Raw genomic sequence first — 14,252 nt, 5'->3', positions numbered from 1 at the left:
ACGCAGCGGCTGAACGCCGCGTTGAGTGTAGGCGGGGCTGACACCGTCACGCCGCATCGTTATCGGTACCCGAACCAAATATAAGATAATATAAAGGAAATATCGGAGGGGCGGTCCTGTTGCAGGTGATGTCCCATGTCCGAAAACCAGGCCCCGGGAAATGATGATAATGACTGGCGGCCATGCTATGTCGTCTTTCCGCGCCGGGTGCTGATCGCCGATGGCTATGGCGTCCAGCGACGCTGGATCAGCCCTGGCCGTTACCTGACCCGGCGTTCGCGCTCGCTTGGCAAGATGCTCTACCGCTTCGACGGTGGGTGACGGCGCCAAATCATCTCAAACCACGATGAAGTTTGACGAAAGGAAGCGTTAGCAAGCGGCATCGTCCTGCGCTAAGGCGCGGCGCATGACTGCGACCCGCTTCTTTTCGGACAATGCCGCCACCGTCCATCCCGCCGTGATGGACGCGCTCGTTGCCGCCAACCATGTCGACACCGCCTATGACGGCGACGCGCTCAGCCAGTCGCTCGATGCGGCCTTTTCCGACCTGTTTGAAACCGACTGCGAGGTTGTCTGGGTGTCGACCGGAACCGCGGCGAACAGTATCATCCTCGCGCATTTCGTGCGGCCGTGGCAGGGGATTCTCTGTTACGAGGAAGCGCATATCGAGGTCGATGAATGCGGCGCGCCGACCTTTTATTCGGGCGGTGCGACGCTGATGCCGCTCCCCGGCCGCGGCGCGAAAATCGACACGGCGGCGCTGAAGGCGCGGATCGCGGGCATCCGCCAGGACGTGCATCAGGTTCAGCCCGCCGCGGTCAGCATCACCAACGCAACCGAATATGGCCTGGCGTGGCGGCCGCAGGAAATAGGGGAGATCAGCGAGATCGCCAAGCGCAAGGGGTTGAAACTGCACATGGACGGCGCGCGCTTCGCCAATGCCGTCGCCTTCCTCGGCTGCGCGCCCGCCGACGTGACATGGCGCGCCGGGGTCGATGCGCTGTCGTTCGGTTTTACCAAGAATGGCGCGATGATGGCCGAAGCGATCGTCTTTTTCGGCGGCAGCGGCGGCGCGGGGGTGCGCGAACTCAAGAAGCGCGGCGGGCATCTGCTGAGCAAGGGGCGCTTCGTCGCGGCGCAGATTCGCGCGATGCTGAAGGACGATCTGTGGCTCGCCAATGCGCGCGCCGCCAATGCGGGCGCGGCGAAACTGGCCGCCGCATGCGGCAGCCGCCTCCTGTATCCGGTCGAGGCCAACGAACTGTTCGTGCGCCTGACCGCCGACGAGGCGGCGCGGCTGCGCGGCGCGGGGTTCGACTTTTATGACTGGGGCGAGGGCGCGGCGCGCCTTGTCGTCAGCTGGGATCAGGACGCCGAAGCGGTGGCGCCGCTCGCCGCCGCGATCGGTGCGCTATGAGCGCCGCGCCGACGACGCTGCTCAGCCCGCGCGTCCTGTTGCCCTTCCTTCTGGTGACGCTGATCTGGGGGTCGACGTGGATCGTCATCAAGGGACAGCTCGGCGTCGTGCCGCCCAGCTGGTCGGTGACCTATCGCTTCGCCATCGCCGCCGCGGCGATGTTCGCCTTTGCGCTCATCCGCGGCGAGCGGCTGCGGCTCGACAAGCGCGCGATGCTCTTCGCCGCGGCACTTGGGGTCGCGCAATTCGCCCTGAACTTCAACTTCGTCTACCGGGCGGAGCAGCATATCACGTCGGGCCTTGTCGCGGTGCTGTTCGCGCTGCTGATCGTTCCCAATACGTTGATGGGACGCGCTTTCCTCAAGACACCGCTGGAGGGGCGCTTTCTGCTCGGCGCGGGGATCGCGATCGTCGGCGTGGGCCTGATGATCCTGCACGAATATCGCGCCGCGGCGCTGGGCGCGGGCGAGGTGCTGCTCGGCACCGCGCTGACGCTCGCTGGCGTGATGAGCGCCTCGATCGCCAATGTCATGCAGGGCACCGCGATCGCGCGCGCGCAATCAATGGTCGTGATGATCGGCTGGGCGATGCTGTTCGGCGCGCTCGCCGACGGCGCCTATGCGTGGATCACCACCGGCCCGCCGGTGGTCGAGCCGACGGCGGTGTATCTGGGCGGCGTTCTCTATCTGGGCGTCGTCGCCAGCGCCGTGACCTTCCCCCTCTACTTCAACGTCATCCGTGCGGTCGGGCCGGGGCAGGCGGCGTGGTCGAGCGTGCTCATCCCGATCATCGCGATGGGCTTTTCGACGGCGTTCGAGGATTATCGCTGGGCGATGCTGTCGGTCGCGGGCGGTATCGTCGCGCTGATCGGGCTGGTGATCGCGGTCGCCAGGCGTCCCGAGCGTCCGTCGGTCAGCGGCAATATGGTCTCCTTGCCGGTCGATTCCGACGGTTGATCGAAAGCCGTTGCGACGGCATCGGGGCAAGCGCTAAAGCGCTGCCATGATACGCAAATTGTTCCCATTCGCCGTCGCGATGACCCTTGCCCAGCCTGCCCATGCACAGGAATCCTGTCAGGCGGGCGCCTATCGCAGCGCCGATGGCGACTTTGTCGCGTTGGCGGAATCGACGATCAACCCGGCAGGCGGGCTGCGCTATCTGTTCCGCGATGGGCGCCGCGGATCGACGGGCGACGCCGAAGCGCCGCTCGATTGCACGCCCGACGGCGTGCGAATCGGTCAGGGCGCCGGGGCGAAGACGTGGGCGCGCGTCGCTTTCCGTGAAACCCCTGCCACCTTCCACAGCGCCGGAAGCGCGCTGGCGGGCATGTTGATCGAACCGCCCGGCGCCGATCCGGGGCGGCCGCTGGTGGTGATGGTCCACGGCTCCGAACGCACATCGCCGATCGGCGGCATCTATGGCTATGCGATGGCGGCGCAGGGCCTGTCGGTGTTCGTTTACGACAAGCGCGGCACCGGCAAGTCGGAGGGCGAATATACGCAGAATTTCGAGCTGCTCGCGAGCGATGCCGCCGCCGCGCTCCGGCAGGCGCGCGCGATGCTGCCCGGACATAGCGGGCGCGCGGGCTTTTTCGGCGGCAGCCAGGGCGGCTGGGTCGCCCCGCTCGCCGCGACGCTGACTCCCGCCGATTTTGTCGCGGTCGGTTTCGGCCTTGTCGCCTCGCCGATCGAGGAAGATCGCGAGCAGATGATTTCCGAAGTGCGCGCGGCGGGGCTGGGCAAGGACGCTGAAACGCTTGTGAACAAGCTGTCGGCTGCGACGGCGAAGCTGCTGCTGTCATATTTCCGGGACGGCTATACCGAGCTGGACGCCGCGCGCGCCGCGCTCGCGGGCAAGCCCTGGGCCGCACAGATTCAGGGCGAGCACAGCGGGACGATCCTGCGGATGCCCGACGCCGAGCTGCGCCGGATCGGCCGCGCGCGCTTCGACAATCTCGAGCTGATCTGGGATTATGACGCGGTGGCGGCGCTCCGTCGGCTTCGCACGCCGCTCCTGTGGGTGCTCGCGGGCGAGGATCGCGAGGCGCCCATCGAAACGACGCGCGCCGCGCTGGCCGACTTGCAGGCCGCGGGGCAACCCATCGACGTCTATCTCTTCCCCGGCACCGACCATGGCATGATCGAGTTCACGACCGGCCCCGATGGCAAGCGGACCTACACGCGCATTGCCGACGGCTATCTGACGCTGCTCGGCGACTGGATGAAGGGTATGGCGCGTGGGCCTTATGGCCGCGCAGAGAGGCTGACGCCTACCCCGCGCTGATCCGTTCGATGTCGGCGCCGACGGCCTGGAGCTTTTCCTCCAGCCGCTCGTAGCCGCGGTCGAGATGATAGACCCGGTTGACCTCGGTTTGCCCCTCGGCGGCGAGGCCCGCGATGATGAGGCTCATCGACGCGCGCAGATCGGTCGCCATCACCGGCGCGCCGATCAGCCGGTCGACCCCGCGCACCACCGCGGTGCGGCCCTTGACCTGAATGTCGCAGCCCATGCGCGCGAGTTCGGGAACGTGCATATAGCGATTCTCGAAGATCGTCTCGGTGAACAGCGACGCGCCGGTGCCGAGCGTCGCCATCGCCATGAACTGCGCCTGCATGTCGGTCGCGAAGCCGGGGTAGGGCGCGGTCGACAGCGTGACCGGCTGCGCGCGGCCCGACATGGCGACGCGGAGGCCGCCCTTGGTGTCCTCGACGCTCGCGCCCGCTTCGCGCAGCGCCGCGAGCGTCGCTTCCATTTCGCTCGCCTTGGCGCCGACCAGCTCGACATCGCCCTGGGTGATCACCGCGGCGCAGGCATAGCTCCCCGCCTCGATCCGGTCGGCCATCACGCGATAGGTCGCGCCGTGGAGGCGATCGACGCCTTCGATCGTCAGCGTTTCGGTGCCGATGCCCTCGATATGCGCGCCCATCGCGACCAGGCAGTTGCACAGGTCGACGATCTCGGGCTCGCGCGCCGCATTTTCGAGCACGCACGTCCCCTTGGCCAGCACCGCCGCCATGACGGCATTTTCGGTCGCGCCGACCGACACGACGGGAAAGGTGAACTTGCCGCCCGCCAGCCGCCCGCCGGGGGCAACGGCCTTCACATAGCCCGAGGCGAGTTCGATCTCGGCGCCGAATGCTTCGAGCGCTTTCAGGTGCAGGTCGATGGGGCGGTTGCCGATCGCGCAGCCGCCGGGCAAGCTGACCGTCGCTTCGCCCGCGCGCGCGAGCAGCGGGCCGAGCACGAGGATCGAGGCGCGCATCTTGCGTACGATGTCATAGGGCGCGACGGTGGAGGTCAGCGTCGTCGCGCGCGCGGTCATCACGCGGCCGAAATCCTCGGGCCGCGAACCCTCGATCGTCGTCGAGCAACCAAGCTGGTTGAGCAGATGCCCGAAGCCGTCGACGTCGGCGAGCCGCGGCAGGTTGCGCAAGGTCAGCGGTTCGTCGGTGAGCAGCGCGCAGGGCAGCAACGTGAGCGCAGCGTTCTTGGCGCCGCTGATGGGAATACGGCCCTTGAGTCGCTGGCCGCCGCGAATGACGATTTGATCCATCGGGCGTCTTTAGCCGATGCGCGGGGGCGTGCAAGCCGGTGCGGTGGTCGGGGCGGTCAAGGCGATGTCCGGTTTCGGCCGATTGCGGACGCGGCGCTCCTCCCCCTGCGGGAGAGGATCGGCCGGAATCCACCCCGAAGCAGCCCCCGCCACGGCCCATTGTCAACCGAGCAAGGCCTCTTCAACCTGGCCCAGCCGGTCCTTGCCGAAAAACATTTCCTCGCCGACGAAGAAGGTCGGGATGCCGAACACGCCGCGCGCGACCGCGGCTTCGGTGTTGGCGGCGAGCTTTGCCTTGATGTCCGGCTCCTGCGTGCGCGCGAGCAGCGCGGGACCGTCGAAACCATTGGCCGAGAGGAAGGCCGCGATGACGTTGGCATCGTCCATCTTCAGCCCTTCCTCCCACATCGCCCGGTTCACCGCGTCGATATAGTCGTCGAGATTGCCTTCATCCTCGGCGACGATCGCGCCGCGCATGATCGTCAGCGTGTTCACGGGAAAATGCGGGTTGAGGCGAAAGCGTGTCAGGCGATGGTGCTCGATGAAACGCCGCATTTCGAGATTTTCATAGGCGAGCTTCGCGGGCGCGTCGGCATATTGCACCATCGGCGCCTTGTTGCCCGTCGCCTTGAAGATGCCGCCGAGCAGGCACGGTGTGATGAAAAGGTCGGCGCCGGTGCGGTCGAGCAGGTCGGGGAGCGCCTTCATCGCCAGATAGGCGTTGGGGCTGCCGAAATCGAAAATGAGTTCGAGGGCTCTGGTCACCATGTCTCTCCCCATGGACGAAGATCCAGCTCGTGCGTCCAGGCGCTTTTCGGCTGTTTGTGGAGCATCACATAATTGGCGGCGATCGCCGCCGGGTTCAGGATCAGATCCTGCGCCTTCGCATGGTCGAAATCGGGATGGCGGCCCTTGATGAAGTCGGTGTCGATCGCCCCGTCGATGACGATGTGCGCGACGTGGATGCCCCGCGGCCCCAGCTCGCGCGCCATCGACTGCGCGAGCATCCGGAGCGCGCCTTTGGCGCCCGAAAAGGCGGCATAGCCCGCTCCGCCGCGCAAGGATGCGGTCGCCCCGGTGAAGAGGATCGTGCCGCGGCCGCGCGGCGCCATGCGTTTGGCTGCTTCGCGGCCCATCAGGAAACCGCCGAGGCACGCCATCTCCCACACCTTTGTGTAAACGCGCAGCGTCGTTTCGGCGATCGGGAAATTGACGTTGGCGCCGATGTTGAACACCGCGACCTCGACGGGCCCGACTTCGGCCTCGACCGTGTCGAACAGCCGGATCATCGCCGCTTCGTCGCGTGCATCGGCGGGGAAGGCGCGCGCGCGGTGTCCGGCGTCGCGGATCGATTGCGCCAGGGCTTCGAGCGCATCGGCGTTGCGTGTCCGGCGGTTGACGCAGGCGGTGAGCCCTTCGGCGGCGAACGCGCGCGCGATCGCGCCGCCGGTGGCGTCGCCGGCTCCGATGATGACGGCTGCGGACATGCGACTCTCCTCTTGCCCGCGATAGTAACTATGATAATCATAGTGACAAGCGGTTTTTCATCCGGGAAGATCGTCGTGCGACGACAGCGATGGAAGGTGGTTGATGCCGAAACGCGCCGATTTGTCGAACACATTCTGCCCCGTCGGGCGCTCGGCCGAGATTCTCGGCGACCGCGCGGTGTTGCTGATCCTGCGCGAGCTGTTTTTCGGGCGGCGGCGGTTCGAGGCGATCGCGGCGAACACGCGGCTGGGACCGCAGCTGGTGTCGGCGCGCCTCAGGATGCTGGAGGATGAAGGGGTGGTGGCGCGCCGGCCCTATCAGGACCGTCCGCTGCGCCACGAATATCGGCTGACCGACAAGGGCAAGGATCTGTTCGGCGTGCTCTATGCGATGCGCGGCTGGGCCGAGCGCTGGGCCTATCGCGACGGCGAGACGGGCGACGGTCCGGCGATCCGTTACGTCCACCGTGCGTGCGGCGCCGACGTCGGCACATCGCCGGTCTGCCCCGGCTGCGGAGACGTGTTGCGCTATGGTGATTTGAAAGGCGAGCCCTCGTCGGCGCTCAGAGCCGAGCAGGCGGCTCGCGGCCGACAGCGCGTTTCGACATCGTCGTCCCGGACTTCGCCGGGATGACCGATTGGCCGTCGATCAGGCCTTTTCCAGCGTGCATTGCAGCGGGTGCTGGTTCTGCCGCGCGGCGTCCATCACCTGATTGACCTTGGTTTCGGCAACCTCATAGCTGAACACGCCGCACACGCCGACGCCCTGCTGGTGGACGTGCAGCATCACCTGCGTCGCGCGTTCGATGTCCATGTTGAAAAAGCGTTGCAGCACCATCACGACGAACTCCATCGGCGTATAATCGTCGTTGAGCAACAGCACCTTGTACATCGACGGCTTTTTGGGCTTCGCGCGCGTACGCGTGGCGATGCCGACGCCGGGGGTGCCCGTAGCGTCGTCGTCCTTGTCCGCCATGGCGCGGACGGCAAGAGGGATCGAAGCGGGAAGCATCATCAGGCGGAATATCGCAAGCCGGGGCGGAATCGCAAGGGGCGCGGCGATCATTAACCCCCTTTTCGTGCGCGGCTGCTGGCGCCAGACCAGAACCGCCCGCTTCCGGGGGGAAGCGGGCGGCCTTGGGGCGTCGGCGCAGACGGGGGGAGGGGGAAGAAGGTGTCCGCGCCGACGAGAGGAAGGTGAAAGCGCTCAGGCGGCCTTCATCTTCGAAGTGATGACCGAAACGCGGTTCGAGATCGGCGCGAAGCTGTCATTCGTCAGCTTGACGACGAGTTCGCTGGTCTTCGAGGTCTGCGCGACGGCGGCGTCGAACGCCTTCTTGCTGTTTTCGGCATAAAGCTTGAAGAATTCGGCCGGCGACTTGACGGCGGTATAGCCCTTCAGCGCGGCGGTCGTCTCTTCAAAGCTCTTGCGGGCGAAGGCAACGCCTTCCTGGCCGAGCGTTTCCATGCCCTTGGCTGCGATCTTGCCCGATTCGACAAGCGCTTCAAGGTTGGCCTTGTTGAACTCGACGGCTTCTTCGGCGAGCTTGCTGGTCTTGGCCATGGCTTCCTTCGCCTTTTCGTTGAAATCGGCGGTCAGGGCTTCGGCGCGGGTCTTGGCGTCTTCGGCCATTTTCTTGACGGTGTCGTTCATGCTCTTCAATCCTTTGCTGACGGTGGCGGCGACCGGCTTCGGCGCAGCCTTGGGGGCAATTGTCTTCACGGCCGCCTTCGCGGGGGCGGCTTTTTTGGCGGCGGCCCTGGGGGCAGCCGCTTTCCTGGCAACCGGCTTGGCTTTCGCCTTCACCGGCTTCGTCTTGGCTGGCGCCGCGGTGGGCGCCGTTGTCGGCGCAGCGGTGGGCGCCGGGGCCGCAGGAGTCGCCACCGGCTTGGCGGCGGTTTCCAGCGTCGCGGCTTCAAAAGCCTTTTCGGCACTATCCATCTTGGTAGCCATCGGGACAACTCCTTTATGTTGCACTGCACAATATAGGAGCGGATCGGCGATTTCAAGACTATTTTTGTGCAGCGCACAAAAAATCGAGAATCCCGGCCCGATGTCAGTCTAGCGGCAGGATATTACCGCAGTTTGACGTAGCGTCCGGGCGCGTCCTCGATCGCCTTGCGGCGCCCCTTGCCGGGAATGCGCGCGCCCTTGGCGGGAATCTTTCTGTCGTCCTGTGCGGCGATCCAGTCGATCCAGTGCGGCCACCAGCTGCCCTTGGTTTCGGTGGCGCCCGCCACGAAATCGTCGAGTGACGCCGCGTCATTGTCGCCGGTCCAGTATTGATATTTGCCCGCGGCGGGCGGGTTGACGACCCCCGCTATATGTCCCGACCCGGCGAGCAGAAAGGTTTTGGGCCCCGACAGATGGTGCATCATCCGCCACACGCTGACCGCCGGCGCGATATGATCTTCGCGTCCAGCCTGGATATAGGCGGGGACGGCGATTTTCCGAAGGTCGATCGGCGTGCCGCACACCGACAGGCTGTTCGGGATGACCAGCCGGTTGTCGCGATACAGGTCGGTCAGATACTGGCGGTGCCACTTCGCCGGCAGGTTGGTGGTGTCGCCGTTCCAATAGAGCAGGTCGAAGGGCGGATAATCGTTGCCGAGCAGGTAATTGCTGACGACATAGTTCCAGATGAGGTCGCGCCCGCGCAGGCTGTTGAAAGTGGCCGCCATATAGCGCCCGTCGAGATAGCCGGGCGCCGACAATTGCTGAAGCAGCGCCAGATAGGCATCGTCGACGAACAGCTTGAGGTCGCCCGCCAGCTCGAAATCGACCTGCGCGGTAAAGAAGGTCGCCGATTTCACCTTGTCGGCCTCGCCGTGCGCGGCGAGCATCGCCAGCGTCGCGGCGAGCGTCGTGCCCGCGACGCAATAGCCGATGGTGTGGACATGCGGGACGCCCAGCAGGTCGCGTACCGTGTCGATCGCATCGACCTCGGCCGCCACATAATCGTCCCAGACGATCTCGCTCATCGTCGCATCGGCCGATTTCCACGACACCATGAACACGGTCAGCCCCTGTTCGGTGGCCCATTTGACAAAGCTCTTCTGCGGATTGAGGTCGAGAATATAGAATCGGTTGATCCACGGCGGAAAGATGACGAGCGGGACGGTGAAGACGTCCTTCGTCGCCGGATCATATTGGATGAGCTGGTACAGATCGGTTTCGTGAATGACCTTGCCCGGCGTCGTCGCGATATTGACGCCGACCTCGAAGGCTTCGGGATCGACGTGCGAAAGCTGCCCGCGCGACAGGTCGGAAAGCATATGCCCCAACCCTTTGAGCAGGCTTTCGCCGCGCGTTTCGACCGCGCGCTTGATCACCTCGGGATTGGTGATCGCGAGATTGGAAGGCGACAGCGCCTCGGCCATATTCTTCGCGGCGAACTCCAGCCTGGCGCGCGCCTGTTCGTCGATTCCCTGGATGTTGCGGGTGGTCGCGAGCAATTGTTCGGCGAGCAGGCCATAGGTCTGGCGGATCAGCGCGAAGACCGGGTTGGCCGTCCAGTCGGGGTCGGCGAATCGCTTGTCCCTCGGCGCGTCGGTGTCGGGCGTCAGGGAGGGCTGGAGCGTTGCGAGCGAGGTCCAGAAGGCCGCGCCCTGTTCCCACATCCTTGCCGATTGTTCGGCCCATAGCTTCGTCGTCGGGTTTTGCAGCCAACCGGCGGGGTCGAACAGCGCCGCCGCGCTGTTTCCCTGGTTCGCCTGGCTCAGCGCATAGTCGAGCATCATCTGCTGCGCCCGGCCCATCACGCTGGCCCAATGTTGCACGTCGTCGGGCGAAGGCATGAAGGGATTCGCCGCGTCGCTCGTCTTGTCCTCGCCCATGTCGGTCATGCTGGTTCCTGCTGGTCAGTGCCGTGAGAATCCCTATAACAAGCCGCGTCGCGGCTGGCGAGGCGCCGTTCGCGGCCCTTCAAACGCATATGCAAAGGAGTTGTTCTAGTTTCCCATGTCCGACGATGAATTCTATCGCATCAAGCGCCTGCCGCCCTATGTCATCGCCGAAGTCAATGCGATGCGAGCGGCCGCGCGGGCCGCGGGAGAGGACATCATCGACCTCGGGATGGGCAACCCCGACCTGCCGCCGCCCGACCATGTGATCGACAAATTGTGCGAGGTCGCGCGCAAGCCCGATGCGCACGGCTATTCGCAGTCGAAAGGCATTCCGGGCCTTCGCCGCGCGCAGGCCAATTATTACGGTCGCCGCTTCAACGTCGATCTCGACCCCGAAAGCGAAGTCGTGGTGACCATGGGATCGAAGGAGGGGCTGGCGAGCCTCGCGACGGCGATCACCGGCCCCGGCGACGTCGTGCTGGCGCCGAACCCCAGCTATCCCATTCATACCTTCGGATTCATCATCGCCGGCGCGACGATCCGCAGCGTGCCGACGACTCCCGATGAGAATTACTGGCGCGCGCTCGACCGCGCGATGGCATTCACCGTGCCGCGCCCGTCGATCCTGGTGGTCAATTATCCGTCGAACCCGACCGCCGAAGCCGTCGACCTGGCCTTCTACGAACGCTTGGTCGCGTGGGCGAGGGAGAATAAGGTCTGGGTGCTCAGCGATCTTGCCTATTCGGAGCTTTATTACGACGGCAACCCGACGCCCTCGATCCTGCAGGTGCCGGGCGCAAAGGACGTCGCGATCGAGTTCACCTCGATGTCGAAAACCTATTCGATGGCGGGCTGGCGCATGGGTTTTGCGGTCGGCAACAAACGGCTGATCGCGGCGATGACGCGCGTGAAGTCATACCTCGACTATGGGGCTTTCACGCCGATTCAGGCCGCGGCCTGCGCCGCGCTGAACGGGCCGCAGGACATCGTCGAAAAGAACCGACTGCTCTATCAGAAGCGCCGCGACGTCATGGTCGAAAGCTTCGGCCGCGCGGGGTGGGACATTCCCAGCCCGCCCGCGTCGATGTTCGCCTGGGCGCCGTTGCCGCCCGCGCTCAAGGACATGGGCAGCCTCGAGTTTTCCAAGCAGCTGCTGACGCACGCCGGGGTCGCGGTCGCCCCCGGCGTCGGCTATGGCGAGGATGGCGAAGGTTTTGTGCGCATCGCCATGGTCGAGAACGAGCAACGCATCCGCCAGGCGGCGCGCAACCTGCGCAAATATTTCGCCTCGATGGGGATGAACACGCCGGCGAAGGCCAGTTGATGACGCGCGCCGGGTTGGAACGCGCGGGGCGCATCCTGACCGCCCTGTTCGGGGTCGGCTTTCTGCTCCTCGGGCTGCGCTATTTTGCCGACCCCGGCGCGCTGACCGCCGAAGCCGAGGTGGCGATGCCCTCGGCCAAGGCGGTGATGGAAATCCGCACCGTTTATGGCGGCATGTTCGTCGGGGTCGGTCTGGCGACGGCGCTGCTCGGCGGGCGCCACGCGACGGTGCGGGCCGCCTTGTGGGTGCTGGCGCTGGTGGCGGGAAGCGTCGCGCTCGCGCGGCTCGCCGCGATCGCGCTTGGACAGGCCCCCGACCCGCTGTTCGCGACGCTGCTCGCGATCGAGATCGTCGGCGTCGCGCTGGCCGCCTGGATATTGCGCGGACTGGCGGCGGGGACGCACCCTTGATGACGCCCGACGCCAACGCCATCGCGCAGACGATCCAGCTTTCGGTGACCCCGGTGTTCCTGCTGGTCGCAACCGGCAGCCTGCTCAATGTCTTTACCGGGCGGCTCGCGCGCGTGGTCGACCGTTCGCGCGTGCTGATCGAGCAATGGGGCACGACCGAAGGGCGCGAACATGAGCGGCTCGTCGCCGAACTGCGTGTCGTCGACCGGCGGATGGACATCATCAACAATTCGATCGCCGCGGCCGTCGCGTGCGGGATCGTCGTCTGCCTGCTCGTCGCGCTGCTGTTTGCGCAGGCGTTCGTCGGTTTCAATCTCGGCGCCGCGGCGGCGTGGGTGTTTGCGCTGGCGATGCTGCTGCTGCTGGCCTCGTTGCTGCTCTTTCTCGTCGAGGTGCGGCTCGCGACGCGGACGATCCACGTCCCGCTCGAATTGCTCGAACTGGAAGAAATGGGCTGGCGCAAGCGGCAGGGCGGACGCTAGACGCTGTTTCAGAGAGATTGAAGCGACGCGCCCGGCGCGGCTCGCTGCACGATCTCGTCGCTTCAATCTCACTGAAACTGGAATCCTGGCGATCTTGGCGGACGGGCCTTGACCGGCATCATTTCGGGGTTGGCAGGCGACGCGCGCCACCGGGCATCCCGGGCGACGACCCGCCCGGTTCAGCCGCCTTGTCGGGCAAGCATCGGGACGATGCGCGCCATGGCGGCGATCGCAAGCAGCAGCGTCGTCGCCGCAAAGGCCATCGTATAGATGGGCTCGCCGGGGAAAAAGGCCTGCATCGCCGATCCCATCAGCGCCGCGACGAGCAGCTGCGGGATCACGATAAAGACGTTGAACAGCCCCATATAGATGCCGAGCTTTGCCTGCGGCAGGCTCGACGCAAGGATCGCATAGGGCATGGCGAGCACCGAGGCCCAGAAGATGCCGATGAAGATTTCGCTGACGATCAGCAATGCGGGGTCGCGCAGCACGAAGAAGCTCGCAAAGCCGATCGCGCCGCAGCCGAGGCCGATCATGTGCGTCGGCGCCTGCCCCAGCCGCCGCGAAAGCCATGGCAGCAGCGTCAGCGCCGCCACCGCGGCGACGCCGTTATAGATGGCGAACAGCTGGCCGACCCAGTTCGCCGCCGCCTGATAGTCGGCGCTCGCGGCATCGACCGCGCCATAATGATATTGGGCGACGATCGGGGTCGTGTTGATCCACATGATGAACAGCGCCGACCAGCTGAAGAATTGCACCAGCGCGAGGCGCTTCATCAGCAGCGGCATCCCGGCGAAATCGCCGATGATGCTCGCCAGCATATTGGTGCGGTGCCCGCGCCGCGCGAGCAGGATCGCGGCGATGCTGGCGATGCCATAGGCGATGAGCAGCGCGCCGAGCAGCAGCACCTCGCGCAGCAGCGCGAAATGCTGTTGAATCGCGGCGACTGCAACGCCTGCGGCGATCCAGGCAAGCGCGCTGCCTGGCCCGCGCTCCGCAAGGTCGTGCGCGGGCGGGGGTGCCGACGCCGGTTCGCTCGCGGCAAAGCCCGCCATGGTTGCCGGATCATATTCGCGCGTCGAAACGATCGTCCACAGCACCGACAGGAACAGCGCGGCGCCGCCGAACCAGAAGGCATATCTGACCGTGTCGGGAATCTGTCCCGGTGGTGCGACATTGGCGACCCCCATCGCCTCCATCGCCGCGGGAAACAGCGATCCGACGACCGCGCCCGCACCGATGAAGGCGGTCTGCACCGCATAGCCCGCGCTATGCTGGTCCTTCCTCAGCATATCGCCGACAAAGGCGCGAAACGGCTCCATCGAAATGTTGAGCGAGGCGTCGAGCAGCCAGAGCATCGCCGCCGCGAACCAGATGGCGGGGCTTTCGGGCATCGCGAACAAGGCGATTGCGGCCAGGACGGCGCCCGCCAGGAAATAGGGGCGGCGTCGGCCGAGGCGGCCGAGCCATGTCTTGTCGCTCAGATGCCCGACGATCGGCTGGACGAGCAGCCCGGTCAGCGGCGCGGCGACCCACAGGCCGGGCAGCCGCTCGATATCCTCGCCGAGCGACTGGAAGATGCGGCTCATGTTGGCATTTTGCAGCGCAAAGCCGATCTGGATGCCGAAAAAGCCGAAGCTGATGTTCCACAGGCCGGCAAAGCCCTGCCGCGGCTTGTCCATGCGTCTCTCCCCGTCGAGCCGCGCGCGCGGCTTCTGTCCTGCCGGTTTTGC

16 protein-coding genes are annotated in these 14,252 nt (G+C 65.8%); 9 read left to right on the top strand and 7 right to left on the bottom strand.

What is annotated here, in order from left to right; translation table 11 throughout:
* The first annotated feature begins 135 nt into the window (after positions 1–135).
* The 4 genes from SPYCA_RS11630 to SPYCA_RS11615 all read left to right on the top strand — a co-directional run bounded on the left by SPYCA_RS11630 (position 136) and on the right by SPYCA_RS11615 (position 3,700).
* On the top strand, positions 136–321 hold the full coding sequence (locus SPYCA_RS11630) for a hypothetical protein (RefSeq protein WP_120220583.1): 186 nt from the start codon (positions 136–138) through the stop codon (positions 319–321).
* An 85-nt stretch (positions 322–406) separates the two neighbouring features.
* Positions 407–1,417, top strand: a complete 1,011-nt coding sequence (locus tag SPYCA_RS11625) for a threonine aldolase family protein (protein WP_120220581.1) — start codon at positions 407–409, stop codon at positions 1,415–1,417.
* Entirely contained in the window at positions 1,414–2,373 is a 960-nt protein-coding gene (locus tag SPYCA_RS11620) for a DMT family transporter (protein ID WP_120220579.1), read from the top strand. The genes SPYCA_RS11625 and SPYCA_RS11620 overlap by 4 nt, the downstream gene beginning before the upstream one ends.
* 46 nt (positions 2,374–2,419) lie before the next feature.
* Positions 2,420–3,700, top strand: a complete 1,281-nt coding sequence (locus SPYCA_RS11615; protein ID WP_120220577.1) for an alpha/beta hydrolase family protein — start codon at positions 2,420–2,422, stop codon at positions 3,698–3,700.
* On the opposite strand, the gene murA is transcribed toward SPYCA_RS11615, so the two are convergent.
* The 3 genes from murA to SPYCA_RS11600 all read right to left on the bottom strand — a co-directional run bounded on the left by murA (position 3,687) and on the right by SPYCA_RS11600 (position 6,457).
* A complete protein-coding gene (gene murA, locus SPYCA_RS11610) occupies positions 3,687–4,970 on the bottom strand; it encodes a UDP-N-acetylglucosamine 1-carboxyvinyltransferase (protein ID WP_120220575.1) in 1,284 nt (427 codons plus the stop codon). The two genes, SPYCA_RS11615 and murA, sit on opposite strands and share 14 nt — an antisense overlap.
* Before the next feature lie 162 nt (positions 4,971–5,132).
* Positions 5,133–5,738, bottom strand: a complete 606-nt coding sequence (locus SPYCA_RS11605) for a 2-hydroxychromene-2-carboxylate isomerase (protein WP_120220573.1) — start codon at positions 5,736–5,738, stop codon at positions 5,133–5,135.
* On the bottom strand, positions 5,732–6,457 hold the full coding sequence (locus SPYCA_RS11600; protein ID WP_120220571.1) for an SDR family oxidoreductase: 726 nt from the start codon (positions 6,455–6,457) through the stop codon (positions 5,732–5,734). Before SPYCA_RS11600 ends, SPYCA_RS11605 begins: the two co-directional genes overlap by 7 nt.
* Before the next feature lie 103 nt (positions 6,458–6,560).
* Between SPYCA_RS11600 and SPYCA_RS11595 the strand changes: the two genes are divergently transcribed.
* Positions 6,561–7,091, top strand: coding sequence for a winged helix-turn-helix transcriptional regulator (locus tag SPYCA_RS11595; RefSeq protein ID WP_120220569.1), 531 nt, complete (start codon positions 6,561–6,563; stop codon positions 7,089–7,091).
* A 15-nt stretch (positions 7,092–7,106) separates the two neighbouring features.
* Here the strand turns inward: SPYCA_RS11595 and clpS are convergent, their stop codons facing one another.
* Together clpS and SPYCA_RS19580 are read right to left on the bottom strand one after the other, a co-directional pair.
* Complete coding sequence (clpS, locus tag SPYCA_RS11590) at positions 7,107–7,472, bottom strand: ATP-dependent Clp protease adapter ClpS (RefSeq protein ID WP_172595050.1); 366 nt, start codon at positions 7,470–7,472, stop codon at positions 7,107–7,109.
* Positions 7,473–7,664: 192 nt separating this feature from the next.
* On the bottom strand, positions 7,665–8,111 hold the full coding sequence (locus tag SPYCA_RS19580; protein ID WP_232003280.1) for a phasin family protein: 447 nt from the start codon (positions 8,109–8,111) through the stop codon (positions 7,665–7,667).
* Between SPYCA_RS19580 and SPYCA_RS19575 the strand changes: the two genes are divergently transcribed.
* Positions 8,101–8,523, top strand: a complete 423-nt coding sequence (locus tag SPYCA_RS19575) for a hypothetical protein (RefSeq protein ID WP_232003279.1) — start codon at positions 8,101–8,103, stop codon at positions 8,521–8,523. The genes SPYCA_RS19580 and SPYCA_RS19575 overlap by 11 nt on opposite strands.
* 10 nt (positions 8,524–8,533) lie before the next feature.
* Here the strand turns inward: SPYCA_RS19575 and SPYCA_RS11580 are convergent, their stop codons facing one another.
* Complete coding sequence (locus SPYCA_RS11580) at positions 8,534–10,303, bottom strand: PHA/PHB synthase family protein (RefSeq protein WP_120220564.1); 1,770 nt, start codon at positions 10,301–10,303, stop codon at positions 8,534–8,536.
* Between the two features lie 115 nt (positions 10,304–10,418).
* On the opposite strand from SPYCA_RS11580, the gene SPYCA_RS11575 reads away from it, so the two are divergent.
* The 3 genes from SPYCA_RS11575 to SPYCA_RS11565 are packed head-to-tail and all read left to right on the top strand — an operon-like array spanning position 10,419 to position 12,519.
* On the top strand, positions 10,419–11,627 hold the full coding sequence (locus tag SPYCA_RS11575) for an LL-diaminopimelate aminotransferase (RefSeq protein ID WP_120220562.1): 1,209 nt from the start codon (positions 10,419–10,421) through the stop codon (positions 11,625–11,627).
* The gene (locus SPYCA_RS11570; protein WP_120220560.1) at positions 11,627–12,037 is read left to right on the top strand and encodes a DUF4345 family protein; all 411 of its coding nucleotides are present in this window, start codon (positions 11,627–11,629) and stop codon (positions 12,035–12,037) included. The genes SPYCA_RS11575 and SPYCA_RS11570 overlap by 1 nt, the downstream gene beginning before the upstream one ends.
* On the top strand, positions 12,037–12,519 hold the full coding sequence (locus SPYCA_RS11565; RefSeq protein WP_120220558.1) for a DUF2721 domain-containing protein: 483 nt from the start codon (positions 12,037–12,039) through the stop codon (positions 12,517–12,519). The genes SPYCA_RS11570 and SPYCA_RS11565 overlap by 1 nt, the downstream gene beginning before the upstream one ends.
* 179 nt (positions 12,520–12,698) lie before the next feature.
* Here SPYCA_RS11565 and SPYCA_RS11560 read toward each other — a convergent pair whose 3' ends face one another.
* Positions 12,699–14,201, bottom strand: coding sequence for an MFS transporter (locus SPYCA_RS11560; protein WP_120220557.1), 1,503 nt, complete (start codon positions 14,199–14,201; stop codon positions 12,699–12,701).
* Positions 14,202–14,252: the final 51 nt, after the last annotated feature.

Origin of the sequence: Sphingopyxis sp. FD7 (assembly GCF_003609835.1) — a bacterium.
In the GTDB taxonomy this organism is placed as follows: domain Bacteria; phylum Pseudomonadota; class Alphaproteobacteria; order Sphingomonadales; family Sphingomonadaceae; genus Sphingopyxis.
Note: the sequence above shows the minus strand (reverse complement) of the source record. Positions and strands in the feature narration are given on the sequence as shown.